This window comes from Pseudoalteromonas sp. JC28, assembly GCF_013319255.1.
GTDB lineage: Bacteria > Pseudomonadota > Gammaproteobacteria > Enterobacterales > Alteromonadaceae > Pseudoalteromonas.
The window spans coordinates 78,439-93,925 of sequence record NZ_QOKX01000011.1 but is presented as its reverse complement, the minus strand read 5'-3'; the positions used below and the strand labels follow the sequence as shown (position 1 = coordinate 93,925).

The following is a 15,487-nucleotide window of genomic DNA, read 5'->3' as shown; positions in this document are numbered from 1 at the left end:
GATTGAACTAAAGCTGAGTTACCACACTATGCACGCAGTTGGCTGTATCGCGAGCTGCGCTACATTTGTTATTCTACGCTGCTGTCACAAGGTGGCTTGTAACCAAAATTTCTTCTCGGTTATCTAAAAGTCCTATTTTTCCCTTAATTATCCCTCAGCTGCTTAGTATGAAGAAAATGCACTTTTATCTAGTACTTTATTATTGATTGTGGTTACGATTTGTCACATAATTTGCGCCGCGTTTCAACGCGCTCTCAGCTGGGTTGTCGGGAGTTAATAATCACGTAAAGGAACTATATAATGACAAAAAATATCGTGCGTTTAGCACTAGCCTCTCTATTTACTATTTCTTTGACTGCTTGTGTTTCTACTTCTACTGAGGTTAAACAAAATACGGCATATGAATTTCCAATCACACTTTCAGCCCAACAACCTGTATTGATATTCCCGGTTTCGCTGCATGGTGTTCCAGGAAACGACCGTGAAGTGGGTTTAGCTATTACCGCTGGCGTAACGGGAAAACATGGTGCGTCCGTTGTTTCAAGCCAACAGTTATATGATGTGGTTGGTAACTTGTCTTGGACTGTGGGTGAAAACATGCGTAGGCATGTTAATCAAGGAAATTATGCGCTTACAGGTTCGGCTCAGCGCATTGCAGATGATCTTACCGGAGCAATACAAAAGCTGACTAAGACGCTAAAGTCGACAGGAGTGATCAAGGATAAAGGGTTTAACTTTAACAGAGTGATCGTACTACATGTTGATAGTTCTGGTGGGATCCCTGTACCGGGCGTAAATCGTGTAACGGCATTTGGCGGAATCATCGATTTGGAGAATCAAGCGGTGGTTTCTTACATAGAAAAAGACTTGGTATTGGCAGATGGATATGATGCTGTATTGGCGCAAATGCCAATGGAAATGAATGGCATCATTGAAGATCTTATCAATAAAGGTTAAACGTCTGGCTTTACACACAAAAGTACCACGATATCAGGAAGCAACTTTCTGATATCGTGAAATCTATCTTTGCAGATGCTGTCTATTACGCGCTACGTGCATTCATCTCAGCAATAAACTTGTTCGAATCTTCAATAGAGCGGTTCATATCTGCGATTAGGGCGCTAATATCACGCTTTAACCCCGTAAACTCACCTTTAATAGCGCTTACCGCTTGTGCATTTAGGTTGTGCTTAAGGTACAGCACATTATCTTGTAGTGAGTCGAGCACGGGTTGCATTTTGGCTTCACTACTGCGCATTGAGCGAAGCAAGCGTTCAAATTGGCGTTGTGTTTGACTTAATTGCTTAGCACTCTCACGTTTTAGGTTTGCACTCGAATATTGCTCAAGTTCATCTTGCCACTCGTCAAATAGCGCGTTTGCCACGTCTTCCACTTTGTCTATATTGCTACTTACTTCAGCAGCAGCGGCAAGGGATGATTGGTAGTCATCGTTAAGCAGGTTATAGGCTTCTTGTAATTCACCACCATTAAAATTAATTAACGTGGTGAGTCTTTCTAATGCCGATTGAAACTCTTTTTGTGATTCCTCTTGGGACTCCTTTGTTTCTTCGACACGATCAACCAATATCTCGCGTTTATGCACACCAAACTTTTCCATGGTGGCGTAATAGGCACTTTGGCAGCCAGTAACGAGTAAAAGTAACACTGCGCTTAAGGTGAGTTTCTTCATTTGCACTCCCGGGCTCTAGAAGGTCAATAATCAGTAAGTGGCCATGTGACCGTCGTTATATATTACTATTTAGCGCTATAAATTATGGCGGGGATTGTTATGATGTGTAAAGTGATCCATGAATATTAACTTGATTATGATGCAAAGAATAACCGAAATGAAGGTCGTAGCACTGCGATTCTTACATTCTCAGCCTAGCTGGTGGCGCCGCTATAGTAAGCGGTGTATTGAGGACCAGATCACGGTCAACGCGGGCTATTTAGCGTATGTCACTCTGTTATCCTTAGTTCCCTTAGTTGCGGTGGGTGTAGCAATTTTTTCGGCGTTTCCTGGATTTGAAGATACGCGTTTTGCAATTGAAAACTTTGTGTTCAATAACTTTGTGCCAACATCGACGGACACCATTAAAGAACACATCAGTGCGTTTACTGGCAACGCGAATAAGATGACAGCTGTGGGGGTGAGTTTTTTGGCCGTCGTGGCTTTATTACTTATTCGTAATGTTGACACCACACTCAACCGAATTTGGCGAGTGAAGCAAAAGCGTCCATTGATGATTTCGTTTGCGATTTATTGGATGGTGCTCACGCTTGGCCCTGTGCTATTGGGCGCGAGTATTGGTATGACATCTTATATCGTTTCTTTAGTGACATTTGCCGATCAAGGGATCCCAGGGTTTAGTGGTGCACTAATTAAGATGTTGCCCTATTTAATTTCTATGGTTGGCTTCATCATGCTCTATACTTTAGTACCAAATACCAGTGTGTCATTTCGAGCCGCGGTTCCGGGTGCTTTGTTTGCAGCTTTGTTATTCGAGCTAACGAAAAAAGGCTTTGCATTATACATTAGCCATTTTCCCTCATACGAAGTTATCTATGGAGCACTCGCAACAGTACCTATTCTTTTTGTTTGGGTATATTTATCTTGGATAGTGGTGTTGTTAGGTGCTGAGTTTACCGTGTGCTTAACCCAAGATATGGAAGCTGCAGGACTAGATGCAAGCTCGGAGTTTGACCCACCAGACGCGCAGGGACTTTAGCTTTTACCGATAACGGTTAGCTTAAGCCCCCAAGGGGGAGTTATGAGCTTATTGTATCAACATGGCGATGCATTGCGTCGCTTTCATCTCGCGGTAGGTGAAGGACATCAATTGGGCATAGAGGAATATGGCTGCAGTGATGGCACACCACTTATCATGCTGCATGGTGGCCCAGGTCAGGGCCATTCTCGTAATGTGCTCGGTTATTTCAATCCACAAAAATACCGCATCATCCTGTTTAGTCAGCGAGGCTGTGGCAACTCAACGCCTGCTGACTTTGGTAATATAAATACCGCGAACCTGCTGAAAGATATTCATTCCATTCGTGCGCATTTAGGGCTGCAAAAGGTTGTACTCGCCGGGGAGTCTTTCGGTGCCATGCTGGCACTGCTTTATGCTGAGCAACATCGTGAAGATGTCTTGGGGATGGTGTTGTGGTCGAGTTTTTTGGGCAATGAGGCGGATCTTCATTGGCTTTATGGTAGCCAAGGTGCCCCCGCACAAATTTATCCAGAGCAGTATCTAGCCTTTGCACAAGGTGCACAAACTGTGGAATCCTTGCTAGACCATTATCATTCGGCACTCTTTGGCGAGGATGAATTACTCAAAAGAAAAGCGGCGCAGCGCTGGTGTGAGTGGGATAATCTGATCACAACGGATAGTGATACGCAAGGTATTAGGCTTTGCAAAGCAGACAAACAGCTTAGTAAAGCACAGCATATGGTGCATTTTTTTAGTCACCAGTGCTTTATCAAAACACAGCAAATTACAGCAGATGCACATCAGCTCAATCACTTACCTATCTGGTTTATTCACAGTCGGCATGATTTAATGTGTCGGTACGCACCAGTTCATCAGTTAGCACAAAGCATTAAGGCGCAGTTGCTGATTTTAAATGGGGTTGGGCATTGTTGTGCTAACCCCGTTTATGCAGAAGCAATAAGGCGGGCGGCTGATCTATTACTGTGCAAAATTCAGCATCATTAGCAGTCACAAGAGGTAGGTAGTGCAAGGACTAATTCAAAGGGTCAGCGAAGCAAAGGTAGAAGTAGAAGGTAAGATTGTAGGCCAAATCCGTCAGGGGATATTGTTACTTTTAGGCGTTGAAAAGCCGGATACAGAGCAAACGGCGGATAAGTTACTGCACAAGGTAAGTAACTACCGTATTTTTACTGACGACAAGGGAAAAATGAATTTAAGTTTAAAAGACATTGAAGGCGAACTATTAGTTGTATCGCAATTCACCTTGGCGGCAGACACCAAAAAAGGCATGAGGCCAAGCTTTTCGAGCGCAGGGACACCTGAGCAAGCGAATACACTCTACGAATACTTTGTGGCTCAAGCTAAGGCTGCAGGGTTGAAAGTCGCGACGGGACAATTTGCTGCGGATATGAAAGTGAGTTTACTGAATGACGGCCCTGTGACTTTTAATTTTAGTGTTGAATAGTGATTTGACGTAAAAACTAGGGTCAGCCAGTGTTAGCGTTTAACCTCGATAATTATGTTGGCGTAGTCCGGCACTTTTTCGATAAAGGGCTTTTTACCAAAGTTGGTAATTAATAAGTGTTGAAGTTGCTTGAGCTGCGACTCATGCTCAGTTAAAAAGTTGATATACAGTCGGCCCCCATCATTAATCGCAGCTCTGAGTAGGCGATAAAACTGGTGCTGAAACAAGAAGATGGGGGGCTCAAGTTCGCTAAATAAATCGAGCACTATCCAATCGTAGCGTTTGCCTTGTTGCAACGCTTTAAATACATCAACACAATTAACATCGCACAAAGGGTCGCCGCCAAAGTAGCGTTTGTAACAATGGATCACATCTGGGTTGTTATCTATGGTGGTAATATGACAATTTGGATAAGTGGCATTGAGGTAATCACGGATTGCACCTGCGCCAAGACCCAGCTCCAGTACGCTGGTCGGCGGGGCGACTTGCTGCCAGCGACTCGCGAATGTTTTTAAATGAGGAAATAACAAGTGCTCCGGGTGGTTTAACTCCACAACGGATTGTAATGTGTTGTTTATCAGAAGCCATCTCAACGATTTCTCTTGCCGCACTTGGATGCTATTTCTGCCTTGTTTATGCCAATATAGCAAGTGTCCTAGTTGGTGGCTCCGGTCCACAAAATCGTTGCTGATAGTGCCTGAATGCGTAATAAATTCTCCCATGATAACATCATCATAGACGAGGATTTTGTGAATGCCAGCTTGTCCACCAGTTTTTACACTAAAGGATAAGTGTTTTGGCGCATTTTATTCCCTACACTGAGCTTATCTTGTAGGGTGTATCCGTACTAGATTCAAAGTCATTTAACAGGCTAATAACAAAACAGGAGTCAGTGATGTTTGAGGTAACTTCACCACAAAGCAGCGAAGATTGGCAAGCCTATTACCAGTTACGCTGGCAGGTGTTAAGAGCGCCATGGGATCAACCTCGTGGCAGCGAACAGGATGATTTAGAGCAAGAAGCTGAACATCGCTACATAAAAAATAATGATGGTGAAGTGCTAGGCGTAGCTAGGCTCCATTTTAACAATCATAAGCAAGCACAAGTACGCTATATGGCCGTTGCAGAAGGGCATCGAGGTCATCACTTAGGTAGCCGTTTGCTACACGAGCTTGAGGTTATTGCTTGGACGCAAAAAGCAGAAGAGCTGGTTTTGTATGCTCGCGAGCGCGCGTTATCATTTTACGAACACCATGGTTATGAAGTGGTTGAAAAAGCACATTTAGCCTATGGCGATGTGCAGCACTGGAAGATGGTAAAACAACGTCCTACGGAGCCAGGCTGGTTTAGGCAGCCAGATTGGACCCATGTATTACAAAATACTTGGCGCGAGTCTATTCCAATCAGTGATGCGATGGGGATTAAAGTAGAAAGTTATACAGACTGGCAGTTTTCCACTAAGGCTGATTTAAAAGCGAACCTCAATTTACACAACTCGATGTTTGCAGGTTCTATATATAGCATGGCGACGCTAACGGGCTGGGGGGCGACTTATTTAGCACTTAAAGAGCTTGGGTTAGAGGGAGATATTGTGTTGGCTGACGCCAATATTAAATATCTAAAACCTTTAACCACGGCACCAGCGGCAACGGTTACCATTGCGGACTGTGAAGGTGAATTGCAAGCGCTAGAGACGGCTGGCAAAGCAAAATATGTGGTGCCAGTGAATGTCTATGATGGTGACATGCTAGTTGCTAAATTTGAGGGGCAGTTTGTGGTAATTAAACCGCAATAAGTAGAGAATTATTCTCAGCTTTCCAAACGAAAAAGCTCTGAGTGTTCAGAGCTTTTTTTGTATTCGAATGTGCTTAAAGAATATCTGTGAGCAGCACGCCAATACCGAGCCTTTGGGTATGTGTGTTATAGTCTATTAAGCTTTCGCCGTAGCCATTAAAGTATTGTGCGTAGCCGCGCAGCCTTCCCCAAATCGGGAATGACCAGTCTAATTGAATTGCACCGCGATTATCACTGTTTAAGTTATTGCGCCACATAAAGCCAAACTCATGCTCTTCGTGGCGATATACCCCACTAAACTCGAAGTGACCTAAGTACTCATCGATATTTGGATTGTCGTCTCCGCGTGGATCCAAGGCATCTTCTTTGTCGTCTTCGGGTAAGCGATACCAAGGTTTAAAGCTGAATACAAAGCCTCGGTTTTCCCAGATAAAATTCGCATAGATACGATTCCAAGAGCGGGAGTTTGGTTGACTGCGACCGTTAGATTGATGGGAAATCCCAAGTACAAAGGCCATCTCATCGCCCCACAGCACGTTTTCATCATCTAAAAAGTTAATCCAAAAGATTTCTGGTTCATAGTTGGTTTCACGAAATGGCGAAGACACATCTTTGTTATACAGCTGCCAATACGATTGCAGCGTAAAAGCAAAATAGATTGCCTGATCTTTATCCGAAAAGTTTTTATAAATAGGCGCTTTTAATGAGATTTGGTATTTGGCTTCAAAGTTGTCGATTGGCTCGCCGTCTTCATCGTCAATGGCTTTTAGACCGTCGAATGGTCTGCTGTTGACGTTGGTCATATAAGAAACTGGCAAAATATAGTTACGCTTATGTGGTGTTAATACATTACGGTTCTTTTCCGTTACACGTTCGCGCGCCATGCGTTTATCTAATTGGCTTAAGGTTTTATCTGCATCAGCCTCGGCACATTCGGTACGGACCTGCTCTATGGTTTTATCTTTTTCTCCAGTTAATACCGCGTTTAGCACGCACTGTTTGACTAAATCGATTTCATCTTCCTGTTGGGCTTCTTGAGCGTAAAGTGGCAAGGTAAGCAAGGCCAAAGCCGGTATTGATAAGTGTGTAAGTTTCATCCTGTGTGCGCCGAGAGTAAGTACAATTGATTACATTATTAACCAATGATAATGAAAGGGAAATGAATCTCGAAGGTCAAAAATGTCAGAAAGAAAAATACGGTCGAATAAGAAAAAGGTGGCGGCTATCGCCGCCATACCTTAGTAAGCGTTAAGCTAAACAAGCAGCGCTTATTTGCTTTGACTTACTCTCACGCAATAAAAGTACTCAAGTTAAAGCGTTTCAACCTGAGTAAAAAACTTATAAAGCTCAGTACCTTGATTCACACTAGCAGAGGCAAAGTGCAAAATGGCGATGGCATCTTCGTCTAACTTGATCTCATTTAAGGGCGTTTCTGATAAATAGCGCTCCATTCTGAGAATTTTGGCGATGGTTTGACCCGCCTTGATATGCTCTCCAAGCTTTGCCGTATATTCCACCATACCACCCATTGGGGCATAAAAGGCGCGATAATTTTCTAGTCGACAGACGTAACGGGTGATGTCTTGCGGCATAAAGTGTGCATCTTGAAAGGCCTGTTTATAGTTCAGGTAGCTCAAAATGCTATTAGCGTCATTCAATGCTTCCGCTAAATCAATTTTTTCTTGAGAGCCAAGCTCAACCGTAAACGCTTCGGTTAATACTGGGATCTCTCGGCCTATAGCCTGATAGGCTTGCTGCAAGTTCCACCATGGACAAAAACTGGCTTCATCCATTGCTCCATCAAAGTCACTTGGAATAAGTAACACATGTGGAATATCAAAATATCGAGCGCTGTTTTTTGCATACTCAGGACAATACAGGTGTTTTGCTGAAATTGGTCCCGTGTGTAGGTCTAAAACAATGTCAGCCTCATGAGCTAGACGCTGTAAATTCAAGGCGATGCGCTTACCTGTCGTCAACCTATCTAAGGGCCCATCAAGTAGTGTTTGGGTGCGCTCAACTAATCGTTGGCGAAATTGCTGAGCGATTTCTGTTATTGATAGCGTCGGGTTTTGCTCCACAAACTCGGCAACCAACCCGGAATGGTTGATGTACATTCGATTCCAATTCGTGCCTGTAATTGGATCAAAACGTCCTAAGGTAAACTCACCAGATTTCTGATTACAACCAATCGGGTTTGCGTAAGGCACTAAGGTGATGTCCGCTTTTAATGACAATTGCTTCAACTGTTCCAGCAGTTGATAAATCACTGCATTACCTTGCACTTCAGCGCCATGCATATTTGCTTGGATATACACCTTTGGCCCACTGCCATTGCCTTTGATGCGATAGACTGGAATAGTCAAAGGCAAGCCGTTGGCAATTTCACCAACCTGAATATGTTGTTGTGTAATGGTATTCATGTTTACCTCAAATAACTTGAAGCGGGCTCTGCTTCACGGACACAGCTGATTTCTCCAGCTGAGATGATGTACTCAGCTGGGAGCTCATGACATAAAAAGAACGGCATACTTTCGGTGTAGCCGTAAGCGCCACACTGACTGAAAACAAGCCAATCGCCATCGGCACTGTCGCTTGGTAAGGCTAGGGTGCCTAATTTATCCAATGCTGTGCAAAGTGGACCATGAATATGAAAGTCTATGGTCTCAGCTTGAGACTGGCGTAACAATTCAGCGGGGAAAGCTTGTCCGGTAACCGCTGGACGCAGCAGGTGATTGACACCGCCTGCGACAATCAGTTGTTGTGCACCGTAGTTTTGCTTTTGTTCCACCACAGGGTTGAGATAAAAACCACATTCGCCAACCGCATAGCGGCCTAACTCCATCCATAATTCTTGCACTTGCGTGGCGGATTTTATCAATGCGAGCGTGTCTAATAATTTCTGCCAATCGAGAGAAGGGCTTTGCCTATCATAGGGAATGCCAAGGCCGCCACCTAAGTCGAGTACCTTTAGAGTAATCCCTAAATCAGCAGCGAGCTGAACTAAAGGTGCAACCATAGCCTGCCAAAGTTCAGCGAGTGTATCGCTGCAGAGCATATTGCCCCACTGGAAAATATGCAGTCCGACAAAGTCTAGGTAGGTGTAGTCACTTAAAGTTAGGGCTTGCCACTGCTCTGCGCCAAGACCAAAAGGAGTCAGCGTATTGCCACCAAGTGGATTGTGCTCTGCTTTATCAAAGCGTAACTGCACCCGCAGTAAAACTTCAAATTGAAGCTCAAACTCTTCGGCCACTTGATTTAACCAGCGTACTTGATTGTGACTTTCAGCCACGAAAATACGTACGCCTTGTGTGGCAAAATGACGGATCTGCTTTAGCGATTTGGCAGGACCTGTGTTGAGCACGCGTTCAGGTGCGATCCCTTGAGATAACACCTGATCAAGCTCGCCGCTAGATGCCACATCAAAGTTAAACCCAGCGTTATCTAGGGTTTTAATGATATGTGATAACGGATTCGCTTTTACGGCATACCAAAGCTTAACGATTTGCTGATCAACTAAGGGCTTAACATGTGCACTTAGCTTATCTAAATCGTAGCAAAAGAATGGCGTATCTTGTTGCTGGATCAATGCCTCAGCTGCGGTTCGCTGTGACGTGCTCAACCAACTCATTAGCGTAGAACCTCTTCCAGCGCCAGTGATGCATCACTTTGTTCATCACGGTATTTTACGATAAGTGCGCATGACATACTTAGTCCTTGCTCGCGCGCCCACTCACTTGAGGCTGGACGAGAGCCTGGGATCACTATCGCGTTTTCAGGGATGGCTTCACCTTTGTCAAGCAAGCGCTCGTTCACGCAGTCATAGACAGGAATACTTGCTGAAAGGCGCACACCCGGTGCTAATACGGCACCGCGTTTAATAACAACCCCTTCAACCAATACACAGCCTGCACCAATAAAGGCATCGTCCTCAACAACAACAGGGCTTGCTCCAACTGGTTCTAATACACCACCCACTTGCACCGCTGCGCTAAGGTGGACATTTTTACCAATTTGCGCGCAAGAACCAACCAACGCATGACTATCTACCATAGTACCTGAATCAATATAGGCACCAATGTTGACATAAGCCGGTGGCATAATGATTGTGCCCGCTGCGACGTAAGCGCCACGTCTTACACTGCTTCCGCCAGGAACCATACGAACGCCATCTTGGGCAGCAAATCCGCGTGGTGCTAAGTTGTCTTTATCAACAAATCCACCTGGGAATTCTGTATTTACGCCATTTCTAAATGCTTCAAGGATCCCTTGTTTTACTTCTACGTTAGCATGCCAATGGCCTTGCTCATCCTGTGTTGCCGCACGTACTGTGCCATTTTCTAAATCGTTTAGTAGGGTTAACCAGCTCATGTTTACTGCCTTAATTCCAAGATAAAATAGTTTCGTTCGCGCGAGTGATCGCATCGGTATGGGTGAGTTCCAAATGTGTCAGTGGCGGGCGCAAGTTCGGACTTGTGAGCTTCCCTTGCAAGTGCATTAACACTTTGACTGGAATGGGATTTGCCACTGCAAATAAGCTATTTGCAGCTTCTGACCAAGTGGTAAATAAATTAGGAGAGGTGCCGCTTAACGAGCGCCTTACAAATTCTGCGGTTTGCTGTGGCCATGCGTTTGCTGCAACAGACACCAGACCCGTTGCACCAGCTTGTGCAAAGTAGGGCATTAAGCCATCGTCGCCGCTATAGATGGCGACATCAGGTGCTGCCTGACGAAATGCTTCAAAGGTGGCAATATCACCACTGGCTTCTTTTAGTGCCCACAGATTAGGGTGGCAAGCTAGTTCGCCGAGTAGTTCAGGGGCGATAGCAACGGCACTGCGACCAGGTACATTGTAGAGCATACAAGGGTTGTGGCTCTCATCGAGTAGTGTACTAAACCAATGTGCCAGACCAACTTTGCCGGGCTTTGCGTAGATTGGTGAGCCAAGTAAGAGCGCATGAATGGGCTGTGTATTACAAAAGCGCACCCATTGTGTTTGCTGCTCAAGATTACTGCCGCCAACGGCAACCATGAGCGGTACGCTCGGGGCGAGCTGGCAAACAAACTCAACGATTTGTTGCTGCTCTTGTTGGGTAAGCGCAAGGCCTTCGCCGGTACTGCCTAGTAAAAGAATACCGTTACGAGCTTGCTCTTGATCGCGTACCAGCGTCGTTAATGCGCTAAAATCAACCTGATTTTCAGCATCAAAAGGCGTTACTAAAGCCGTCCACAACGGATAGTCAGATAAGTTGAATTGTGATTTCATCTCTACCGAACTTAAATCATGTTCGGAGTTAGGAGGGTGTCCAAACTTCGAACCGTTAAAATTCGAAGAGCAATGGACTTAAAAAGGATAAGGCAGCCAATGGCCTTATTTTTCTAAGACCAGAAGCTCTCCACCAAGTATGTTGGTGACAGTCGCTGGGATTCAGCCCAGTCGCCCGAAATGAGTATTAGCAAACAATAACTCAATTTCTCGGCGTATATTCCCCTCACTAAGCTGCAACGGAGTTTGCTCTCCTTCACTTAGTTACCTGAATAACGCACCTCTTCCAGCCCTCAATTTGACGCCGTGGCATCAAACTATCTAAATAGGGTGAACGCGCATTGAAACATTTTGGCCGTCTAGGTGTCAAGCATCGGACTGTAAATAATACGATTGTTAACTACACTTAACATTGCAGCTGAGACAATGCTATGAGATGAAAAACAAAAATATGTCGTTAATAAGTAAAGTTAAAAATCGTTATATCGGGGCATTACTTGCTATGGCTATATTGTTGTCGATGGCGATGGGGGTTATGCAATATCTACTGTATCAGCAGAGCCTAGATGCACACGTAATTAATATTGCGGGTATGCAGCGGATGTTGTCCCAACGTATCGCGCTATATAGTGCGCAAGACAATCAACGAGATAGTGAAGCGCTACGTCAAGCCATTGATAAGTTTGAAAGTAATCATGAGTTCTTAACTAAAACTGGAAGTAGTGGAGAGGCTATTTATCTGAATGAGGCGCTTGCAGCGCTTTACTACCAAGGGCCGGTGCAGTTGGATTTGCAAAGTAATACTTTTGTCACTTTATCAAGGTCTCAGTTACAGCAATCCACTCCTCAATTAATGGAGCAAATCTTTACTGCGTCTCAGCATATACTCCCAAACCTGAATGATGCCGTTTCACTATTCGAGCAGCATGCACGAAGTAAAACAGAGATGGTGAGGAAAATAGAATTGTTAATCTGGCTACTTGGACTGTTGCTACTGTTTATAGAAGCGAAACTTGTATTTCGCCCAATGGCGCGAGAAATTGCTGAAGCACTCGATAAATTAGAGGCGGCAAGAAAGCTTGCTGACGATGCATTACACTCAAAATCACGATTTTTAGCACGCGTTAGTCACGAGCTAAGAACACCATTGCAGGCCATTCAGGGGTATTTAGATGAATATCTGAGGAGCAAAGACACGCAGCAATTACAGCATGTGAAAAGCGCAGCAAATCAATTGGATGTATTACTTTATTCTGTTCAAGACTTTAATAACCTTTCCGAGCAAGAAGTGGTTATTGAGCGTCATCAAGTCGCATTGCGAGAAGTAATAAAATCAGCCTGTATTGCCTTTCAACTTACCGCACACAAAAAATCTCTCGCTTTTAATTTGGCATTGAGTAATGAGTTAGATGTGGCTTGTTATTGTGATTGTAAGCGTGTTGGTTGGTTGATCAGTGAATTGGTTAATAATGCAATTAAATTTACTGAGCGTGGCAGCATTCAAGTATTTGCGGATTTGGTTGTAGATGAAGATACACCATATTTAGAATTTGTCGTTGAAGATACTGGGCCTGGGTTCGACTATCAGCAGTTACGAGAAGCTGTGCATAGCGAGCATTTTCAAGGCACGCAGTTAGGGCTGAAGCGTTGCCAATTACTCACCTCAGCGCTTGGAGGACGATTAGATTTTAGTGCAAGGGAGCCAATCGGTACAAGAGCAATCCTGAGAGTCCCTATTGAAATTGACAATCAACAGGTACCGGCTCATACAATGGAGCAGGTGTCGGCTCGCATTTTACTGGTGGAAGATAATTTACTAAATGCACGCGTGATTGAAAAAATGCTTCAGCCCATAGCAAAATTGGTAACGCATGTCGAACATGGTGAAGGTGCCCTTGAAGTATATGAGGTGGGTAAGTTTGATATCGTGCTTATGGATTTGAATATGCCTGTGATGGATGGCTTTGAAGCCACTGAGCGTTTGAGAAAGCTAGATCCAGCTGTGCCTATTTTGGTCGTGACCGCAAATACCAATGCGGAGGATCTGGATAAGGTCTACGCACTTGGCGCAACGGCTCATTTGTATAAGCCGTTGCAACCGGATGTGCTGCATAGCAAAGTGGCGCTATTACTGAATAAGTGTGGAGACTTAGTCTCGTCTTAAACGAATATTTCCAACTCCGACTTCTGCATCGATGGAATACTGGCCTTGACCACGATAGTCTGTTGTCGAGCCAACCATACTCTTTTCGGAAGTTTCTACGTTGCCAAAACCTGACATTGCCGTTTTACCAACACCTGAATCTAAAGACACTTTTTTGAAATCGGTGGTGGTAGTCTCAATTTTAATTTTTCCTACGCCTACCTCTAAATCAGCAGAGTTATTAAGATCTTGAATATCAATTTTGCCAACACCAACCTCAACATCTAAAGCCAAATTAACAGGCACCTTAACTTGCCAAGATAGTTCATAATCATCCGAATTGATCTCAAGTGATAATTTATCCCCTGATGTGTTGCTGTTTAGGGTGGCCTCACTCACATCTGGTTTACCAAACCAACTGTCTGACTCTTTCGGTTCAACCAAAATTTCGACCTCTATGGTGTCGCCGTTGTAAGTTTGTAGGTCGATTTTACCTACGGCAATATCCACTTCTAACTCGGCTAGGCTATTGCTTGGGAATGATGCTGTAATGGTTTTTGAATCTTCTGCTTGTGCAGTCATTGCCGCTGCACTTAATGCTAAAACTAACGCTACCTTTTTCATTATTTTTTACCTTCAACGAGAGTGTTTGAAAGGTAAGTCGCACATAAAAATGAAAAGGTTTAAAAAGATTTTTATTTTTTTAGGGCGTGTTAATGGAAGTATCTGTTTAACACGCCTACAAAGTAAACTGCTTACCTCTTGGCAAGATAGCGCTGAGTGTTATAGTCGGGTGACTGAATAACCATTGTTTTTAAGCTGCTCAACAAGGCCATATTTTTCAACAAGATGTAATGCACCAACGGCAATAAACGTTGATTCATTGGGGAGCTGCTTTTTAAGCATTTTCACCCAGTTATTATTGCGTTCAATGATCATCAATTGCTCGGCTAATTTGCCATATTTATCATCCGAAAAACTTACCTGATAGTAATGGGATAACTTCTCTAAATCGCCGCTTCGCCATGCGGAAACTAAATCCAAGAAGTAGGTGTTCAAATCAGACATCTGTGCAAATGTTTCCTTGAGCATAGCGTCACTATGAATACTCAGCTGACTGAACATTTCAAGCTGATATTCTAAGGTTTCAAATTCACCAATTGGGATCTTCTTTTCGTTTGCGTAGGCAATTACTTGTTTATCGATGCCATTGGTATCGGTAAATCCAAGCTTTTGATATTCCAGTTGTAGCATAGTTATCATCACGGCCCATGGCGCATAGCGTTCAAATAAGGCGATATCTATCTGCTTTTTGGAAAAGTAGTCTTGTAGCTTCTGATAGACTTCTGCAGAGAGCTGATCTTTTAGTGTTTGGTTGTTTTTTAACAGCATAAATGGCATGGAGCGCTGTTGGATCGCAAATGGAGAAAGCGCCTCTAAGTTCACTTCAACCATGACTCTATCACTACTCGCAATGGCGCTTTTTACCTTGGCTGGTAAACCATGCATTTGTTCGTCACCGACGTGCACGGTACCAAATAAGTACGACGTTTTGTTGTCCTTTTCTACTTTCCACAGGCCAACTTCTGCGTTGGCGAGATTACTGAAAAGGCTTAAGCAAAGATAAATAAATAACAATGGTGAAAATACTTTAACCATAGTAATGATCCAAATTGGTTGTAAAGGGTCAGTCTGCGATATCGAAATGTGAATGTCACTAAAAAATGAAGTACGCTTAGGCGGTAGAAAAAATTTCATATAGGCAAATCGAGAAAGTAAATTTTTCGTTATATCGAAGCTGAACCAATAGAAAATTCGCATTTTAAAATGTGTGGTTGTTTTGATTCTATAAATGGTGGTTATTTGGTTTTTTTATGCGTTAAACTCAGGTTTTTAATTTTAAATAGCATAGTTTTTTGTGTTGACTTAAGTGTGCAAGGCGCGGTATTAATAGAAAAAGAGGCAGCGCAGTACTTACACTGGATGATTGCCAAGTTTAAATTTACGGAATTCAAGCAATGTTACTAACAGCAACTCTACTAGTCGTGATTATCAACGTGGTGATTATTATTACCGCGGGGGCTAGTTAGTGCTGTAAGAAAAGTATC

General features: G+C 43.7%; 15 protein-coding genes and 1 riboswitch. Of the genes, 6 read left to right on the top strand and 9 right to left on the bottom strand.

What is annotated here, in order from left to right; genetic code table 11:
• Positions 1-300 precede the first annotated feature (300 nt).
• Positions 301-957, top strand: a complete 657-nt coding sequence (locus tag DS891_RS21595) for a hypothetical protein (protein ID WP_099031124.1) — start codon at positions 301-303, stop codon at positions 955-957.
• An 85-nt stretch (positions 958-1,042) separates the two neighbouring features.
• Here DS891_RS21595 and DS891_RS21590 read toward each other — a convergent pair whose 3' ends face one another.
• Entirely contained in the window at positions 1,043-1,690 is a 648-nt protein-coding gene (locus tag DS891_RS21590; protein WP_010607751.1) for a DUF2959 domain-containing protein, read from the bottom strand.
• A 157-nt stretch (positions 1,691-1,847) separates the two neighbouring features.
• On the opposite strand from DS891_RS21590, the gene DS891_RS21585 reads away from it, so the two are divergent.
• From DS891_RS21585 to dtd, 3 genes are read left to right on the top strand one after another with little or no spacing between them, the layout of a single operon-like run.
• Entirely contained in the window at positions 1,848-2,729 is an 882-nt protein-coding gene (locus tag DS891_RS21585) for a virulence factor BrkB family protein (protein WP_102057833.1), read from the top strand.
• A gap of 42 nt (positions 2,730-2,771) precedes the next feature.
• On the top strand, positions 2,772-3,716 hold the full coding sequence (locus DS891_RS21580; protein ID WP_095729000.1) for an alpha/beta fold hydrolase: 945 nt from the start codon (positions 2,772-2,774) through the stop codon (positions 3,714-3,716).
• A 19-nt stretch (positions 3,717-3,735) separates the two neighbouring features.
• Positions 3,736-4,176, top strand: coding sequence for a D-aminoacyl-tRNA deacylase (gene dtd, locus DS891_RS21575; protein WP_174170905.1), 441 nt, complete (start codon positions 3,736-3,738; stop codon positions 4,174-4,176).
• A 32-nt stretch (positions 4,177-4,208) separates the two neighbouring features.
• Here dtd and DS891_RS21570 read toward each other — a convergent pair whose 3' ends face one another.
• Complete coding sequence (locus tag DS891_RS21570) at positions 4,209-4,898, bottom strand: spermidine synthase (protein ID WP_010607755.1); 690 nt, start codon at positions 4,896-4,898, stop codon at positions 4,209-4,211.
• Between the two features lie 173 nt (positions 4,899-5,071).
• Here DS891_RS21570 and DS891_RS21565 point away from each other — a divergent pair, with 173 nt between their 5' ends.
• Positions 5,072-5,971 carry a bifunctional GNAT family N-acetyltransferase/hotdog fold thioesterase gene (locus DS891_RS21565; protein WP_174170904.1) on the top strand — a complete coding sequence of 300 codons (900 nt, stop codon included), beginning with the start codon at positions 5,072-5,074 and terminating at the stop codon, positions 5,969-5,971.
• Between the two features lie 73 nt (positions 5,972-6,044).
• On the opposite strand, the gene DS891_RS21560 is transcribed toward DS891_RS21565, so the two are convergent.
• From DS891_RS21560 to dapA, 5 genes are all read right to left on the bottom strand, one after another.
• On the bottom strand, positions 6,045-7,067 hold the full coding sequence (locus tag DS891_RS21560; protein WP_010607757.1) for a phospholipase A: 1,023 nt from the start codon (positions 7,065-7,067) through the stop codon (positions 6,045-6,047).
• A 213-nt stretch (positions 7,068-7,280) separates the two neighbouring features.
• Positions 7,281-8,393, bottom strand: a complete 1,113-nt coding sequence (locus tag DS891_RS21555) for a succinylglutamate desuccinylase/aspartoacylase family protein (RefSeq protein WP_174170903.1) — start codon at positions 8,391-8,393, stop codon at positions 7,281-7,283.
• 2 nt (positions 8,394-8,395) lie between these two features.
• Positions 8,396-9,601, bottom strand: coding sequence for a PLP-dependent decarboxylase (locus tag DS891_RS21550; RefSeq protein ID WP_174170902.1), 1,206 nt, complete (start codon positions 9,599-9,601; stop codon positions 8,396-8,398).
• A complete protein-coding gene (locus DS891_RS21545) occupies positions 9,601-10,341 on the bottom strand; it encodes a 2,3,4,5-tetrahydropyridine-2,6-dicarboxylate N-succinyltransferase (protein WP_045990417.1) in 741 nt (246 codons plus the stop codon). The genes DS891_RS21550 and DS891_RS21545 overlap by 1 nt, the downstream gene beginning before the upstream one ends.
• Positions 10,342-10,351: 10 nt before the next feature.
• Complete coding sequence (gene dapA, locus DS891_RS21540; RefSeq protein WP_017219175.1) at positions 10,352-11,236, bottom strand: 4-hydroxy-tetrahydrodipicolinate synthase; 885 nt, start codon at positions 11,234-11,236, stop codon at positions 10,352-10,354.
• 115 nt (positions 11,237-11,351) lie between these two features.
• A riboswitch (Lysine riboswitch) is annotated at positions 11,352-11,530 on the bottom strand.
• 142 nt (positions 11,531-11,672) lie between these two features.
• Here dapA and DS891_RS21535 point away from each other — a divergent pair.
• Positions 11,673-13,400, top strand: a complete 1,728-nt coding sequence (locus DS891_RS21535) for a response regulator (RefSeq protein ID WP_174170901.1) — start codon at positions 11,673-11,675, stop codon at positions 13,398-13,400.
• Here DS891_RS21535 and DS891_RS21530 read toward each other — a convergent pair.
• Positions 13,386-14,003, bottom strand: a complete 618-nt coding sequence (locus DS891_RS21530; RefSeq protein WP_010607762.1) for a hypothetical protein — start codon at positions 14,001-14,003, stop codon at positions 13,386-13,388. The two genes, DS891_RS21535 and DS891_RS21530, sit on opposite strands and share 15 nt — an antisense overlap.
• 159 nt (positions 14,004-14,162) lie before the next feature.
• Positions 14,163-15,038, bottom strand: coding sequence for a TraB/GumN family protein (locus tag DS891_RS21525; RefSeq protein WP_010607763.1), 876 nt, complete (start codon positions 15,036-15,038; stop codon positions 14,163-14,165).
• Between the last annotated feature and the right edge of the window lie 449 nt (positions 15,039-15,487).

Bases quoted from the DNA above. Each gene is read 5' to 3' on its own strand.
- DS891_RS21595 (WP_099031124.1), top strand. From the start codon at position 301: ATGACAAAAAATATCGTGCGTTTAGCACTAGCCTCTCTATTTACTATT.
- DS891_RS21590 (WP_010607751.1), bottom strand. From the start codon at position 1,690: ATGAAGAAACTCACCTTAAGCGCAGTGTTACTTTTACTCGTTACTGGC.
- DS891_RS21585 (WP_102057833.1), top strand. From the start codon at position 1,848: ATGAAGGTCGTAGCACTGCGATTCTTACATTCTCAGCCTAGCTGGTGG.
- DS891_RS21580 (WP_095729000.1), top strand. From the start codon at position 2,772: ATGAGCTTATTGTATCAACATGGCGATGCATTGCGTCGCTTTCATCTC.
- DS891_RS21570 (WP_010607755.1), bottom strand. From the start codon at position 4,898: ATGGGAGAATTTATTACGCATTCAGGCACTATCAGCAACGATTTTGTG.
- DS891_RS21565 (WP_174170904.1), top strand. From the start codon at position 5,072: ATGTTTGAGGTAACTTCACCACAAAGCAGCGAAGATTGGCAAGCCTAT.
- DS891_RS21560 (WP_010607757.1), bottom strand. From the start codon at position 7,067: ATGAAACTTACACACTTATCAATACCGGCTTTGGCCTTGCTTACCTTG.
- DS891_RS21555 (WP_174170903.1), bottom strand. From the start codon at position 8,393: ATGAATACCATTACACAACAACATATTCAGGTTGGTGAAATTGCCAAC.
- DS891_RS21550 (WP_174170902.1), bottom strand. From the start codon at position 9,601: ATGAGTTGGTTGAGCACGTCACAGCGAACCGCAGCTGAGGCATTGATC.
- DS891_RS21545 (WP_045990417.1), bottom strand. From the start codon at position 10,341: ATGAGCTGGTTAACCCTACTAAACGATTTAGAAAATGGCACAGTACGT.
- dapA (WP_017219175.1), bottom strand. From the start codon at position 11,236: ATGAAATCACAATTCAACTTATCTGACTATCCGTTGTGGACGGCTTTA.
- DS891_RS21535 (WP_174170901.1), top strand. From the start codon at position 11,673: ATGAAAAACAAAAATATGTCGTTAATAAGTAAAGTTAAAAATCGTTAT.
- DS891_RS21530 (WP_010607762.1), bottom strand. From the start codon at position 14,003: ATGAAAAAGGTAGCGTTAGTTTTAGCATTAAGTGCAGCGGCAATGACT.
- DS891_RS21525 (WP_010607763.1), bottom strand. From the start codon at position 15,038: ATGGTTAAAGTATTTTCACCATTGTTATTTATTTATCTTTGCTTAAGC.